Origin of the sequence: Anaeromyxobacter terrae, assembly GCF_022690685.1 — a bacterium.
Taxonomy (GTDB): Bacteria; Myxococcota; Myxococcia; order Myxococcales; family Anaeromyxobacteraceae; genus Anaeromyxobacter; species Anaeromyxobacter terrae.
In genome coordinates, this window is the sequence record NZ_JALCYY010000126.1 from 1 (window position 1) to 3,608 (window position 3,608).

At 77.3% G+C, this 3,608-nt stretch carries 3 protein-coding genes; 2 read left to right on the top strand and 1 reads right to left on the bottom strand.

Annotation, left to right across the window (positions count from 1 at the left end):
- Positions 1–1,998: response regulator (locus tag MNY62_RS25320; RefSeq protein WP_242347105.1), on the bottom strand; the 1,998-nt coding region annotated here is incomplete at its 3' end.
- 221 nt (positions 1,999–2,219) lie between these two features.
- On the opposite strand from MNY62_RS25320, the gene MNY62_RS25325 reads away from it, so the two are divergent.
- Both MNY62_RS25325 and MNY62_RS25330 read left to right on the top strand, forming a co-directional pair.
- On the top strand, positions 2,220–2,786 hold the full coding sequence (locus tag MNY62_RS25325) for a hypothetical protein (protein WP_242347106.1): 567 nt from the start codon (positions 2,220–2,222) through the stop codon (positions 2,784–2,786).
- A 38-nt stretch (positions 2,787–2,824) separates the two neighbouring features.
- On the top strand, positions 2,825–3,568 hold the full coding sequence (locus MNY62_RS25330) for a metallophosphoesterase (protein ID WP_242347107.1): 744 nt from the start codon (positions 2,825–2,827) through the stop codon (positions 3,566–3,568).
- Positions 3,569–3,608: the final 40 nt, after the last annotated feature.

The window sequence follows — 3,608 nt, forward strand, 5'->3', positions numbered from 1 at the left end:
CTCGCGCTCGGCCGCGCGCGACGCCTCGGCCTCGTCGAACCGCGCCCGCGCCTCCGCGAGCGCGCCGTCGAGCGCCTCGGCCCGGACCCGGGCCTCGCCCAGCGCGCGCTCCGCGCCAGCGAGGGTCTGCTCCGCCTCCTCCTGACGCACGGCGGCGGCCTCGGCCGCCTCCCGCGCCGCGCTCGCCGCCGCCGCCCGCGTGTCCGCCAGCGCGACCTGCGCCGTCTCGAGCTCGGCGCGCAGCTCCCCCTCGCGCTCGGCCGACGCGCGCCCGAGCGCCTCGAGCGCGCCCTCGACCTCGCCGAGCCTCTGGAGCCGATCCTCCGCCTCGCGGCCGAGCTCCTCCTCGCGCGCGCGCGCCGCGTCGCGGAACTGGCGGTACTCGTCGTCGAGCAGCCTGAGCCGCCCGTCACGCTCGCGGAGGGCCGCCTCGCCCTCCGCCACGCGCCCCTCGAGCACCCCCTGCGCCTCTCGAGCGGCGAGGGCGTCCGCCTCCCGCCCGCGCTCCCCGTCGGCGACGGCGGCCTCGAGCTCGCGGATGCGCCCCTCGAGCGCGGCGCGCCGGTTCTCGTCGTCCGCGCGCTGCTTCTCGCGCTCCGCCTCGGCCGCCCGAACGCGCGCCTCGGCCTCCTCCCGCGCGGCCTCGCGCGAGCGCGCCTCGGCGTCGCGCTCGGTGCGCGTCCGCTCGAGATCGGCCTCGAGCGCCCGCCGGCGCGCCGCCGCCTCGTCGAGCTGCGCCGCCGCCTCGCGGGCGGCGACCTCCGATGCCTCGCGCGCCTCCTCGAGGGCCTCCTCCGCGACGGAGAGCTCCTCGGTCCGGCGCGAGATCTCCTCCTGCAGCTCGCGCTCGCGGGCCTCGGTCCGGTGCTGCTCCGCCCGCGCGTCGCGGCCGAGCTCCTCGATCTCCTCCCGCGCGCGCGCGAGCGCCGCGTCCCGCTCCTGCAGCGCCTCGCCCGCGGCGCGCACCTCGCGCTCGAGCTCGTGGATCCGCCGCTCGTTCGCGGCGACCACCTCGATGAGCTCCTTCTCCTGCCCGAACTTCTCGAGGAGCAGCCCGTCGATGGACGCGCCGTACTCGCGCTCCTTCTGGACGAACAGCTCGCGCGCCTCCGCGAGCCGGCGCGAGAGCTCCTCGACCTCGTCCCTGAGCGCCTGCAGCTCCACGTCCTTGTCGTGGAGCCGCTCGTCGAAGACGGAGACCTCGTGCTCGCGCGCCTCCCACGCCTCCGAGAGCCGGGCGATCTGCGCCTCACGCCACTTGAGGTCCTCGCGGAGGAGCTGCGTGCGGCCCTCGGGCGTCTCCTTGAGCTCGCGCCGCTGCGGTGGGCGGCGGTCCGCCTCCGCGGCGAGGGAGTGCCGCTCCGCCACCGACTGGAACACCCGGTCGACGAAGAGCCGGTCCTCCTCGGTGAGGCTGGTCTTGCGGGCGCGGCGCGGCATCGGCGGCGGCGCTCCCGCGTCGGCCGCCGGCTCCTGCGCGAGCTCCCCGACGGCCCCGGCCTCGGCCTCGGAGGTCTCCCGGCTCGACGGTCCGTCCGCGAGCTCCACGTCGCCGTCCTCGCGCTCGACGTCGCCGTCTCCGAGCTCGATGACCGCGTCGTCCGCGCTCTCCACCGGGGCCGCCGCGGCGAGGATGCGCGCGGAGAGCTTGCGCAGCGCGTCCGTGTCGAGCGGCATCGCGAGGTAGCCGTTCGCCGCCCAGGGCGTTCGGGCGTGTTGCGCGAGCGCCTCCGGGGGCGTGTCGGAAGAGTAGAGGAGGACCGGCAGGCCGGCGGTCGTGCGATCGTGCCGGAGCCGGGCGCAGAGGGAGAACCCGGAGAGGTCGGGCAGCTCGGCCCGGGCCACGACGAGGTCCGGACGGCGAGTGGCGATCTCGATCTCCGCCTCGCCGGCGCTCGCCACGATCCTCGTGCCGCAGCCGTCTTCCCTGAACAGCGAGGCGAGCGAGAGCGCGAAGGCGTTGTCCGGCTCGACGATGAGGACGCGCTTCTGTTTCATTGTGTGGGCAGGTCGCGAGAGGACTCCCGCGCGGCCACCGAGCATAGGCCGGTGTCGTCCGCCAATCTAGCCATCGCCTCCCGCCGAGCCGAACGGGCGAGCGCCGTCCGTGAAGGGTCTCGCGGGGCGTCTGCGGCTCGCCGCCCCACGCGCGGATTGCGGCGGCGAGCCGTGCGACCGAACGTGTCCGGGCGCCCTGGGACGCCAGGGCGGGGCGACCCATGACCACATCGGCCCTCCTCGTCGCGCTCGCGCTCACCACCTCGCCGGAGCCGGTGCTCGCGCGCTCCGGCGAGGTCCCGAAAGAGAGCCTCCTGCGCGGCTCCGCGCGCGTCGTCGTGCGCTACCTCGATGCGGTACGCCTCGCCGGCCCGCTCGGGCCGCTCCGCGCCGGCGACATGGTGCCCGTGCGGGCCGACCAGTACGCCGCGGCGATGCGCCTCATCGCGCCGCGGACGAGAGACGAGCTCGAGCGCCGGGACGCGGCGGGCGAGCCCCACCCCCTCGCTTTCTGGCGCGACGCCGCGCGGGCTCACGTCCTCGACTCCTTCCAGCTACTCGCCGTGCGGCGCGGCCCCCGCGCGACGGCCATCGTCACGGTGGAGGAACGCCACCTCGATCCCGCGGCCGACGCCCGCAGGCTCCTGCGCACGGTGAGCGAGTACCTCGTCGCCCGCGCCGGGGGCGAGTGGCGGATCGTCGACCGGCGCCCAGGCGGTGCGTTCGACGCCCGGGCGATCGCGGCGTACGCCGGCTACTGGGACGAGCCCGCCTCCGCGGAGCGGTGACCGCGCCGCCCGGGCGGGCGGGCGTTACACTCGTCCCGATGGCCGCGCCGCGCCGCACCCTCGTCGTGGGCGACGTCCACGGGTGCCTCGCCGAGCTCGACGACCTGCTCCGGGCGGCGGGCTTCGCGCGCGGACGGGACCGGCTCGTCCTGCTCGGCGATCTGCTCGATCGCGGCCCCGACCCGGTCGGCGTCCTGCGGCGCGCGCGCGAGCTGCGGGCCGAGTCGGTCCTCGGCAACCACGAGGAGAAGCACCTCCGCTATGCGGCGCACGAGGCGCGGCGCCGCTCGGACCGCCGCCACCAGAACCCGGTGCGCTTCGACCCGCGCAGGGCCGCCCAGCACGCGGCGCTCGCGAAGGACGATCTCGCCTGGCTCGCCGCGCTGCCGCGGACCATCGCGCTCGGCGACGGGTGGGTGGCGGTGCACGCGGGGTTCCTGCCCGCGATCCCGATCGCGGCGCAGCCGCCCGACTGGATGGTGCGGCTGCGCTACGTCGACGCCGCGGGCCGCCCGGTGGGACGCGTGCGCGGCGACGCGGGCGAGCCCGGCGTGCGGCGCTGGGCGGTGGCCTGGACGGGGCCCGAGCGCGTCGTCTACGGACACCACCCGCAGAGCCTCGCCGAGCCGACGCGCGATCTGTGCGCGGCGGGCGTCGCGTGCCTCGGCCTCGACACCGGGTGCGTCTACGGCGGCCGGCTCACCGCGCTCGTCCTGCCGGGAGAGGAGATCGTCCAGGTGCCGTCGCGCATGCAGGGCGGGGCGCCCGCCACCGGGGCTTGAACGCCCGCGACAGGCGAGCGAAGCGAGCCCGCCGGGGCGG

Coding starts and splice junctions, on each gene's coding strand:
- MNY62_RS25325 (WP_242347106.1), top strand. CDS start 2,220: ATGACCACATCGGCCCTCCTCGTCGCGCTCGCGCTCACCACCTCGCCG.
- MNY62_RS25330 (WP_242347107.1), top strand. CDS start 2,825: ATGGCCGCGCCGCGCCGCACCCTCGTCGTGGGCGACGTCCACGGGTGC.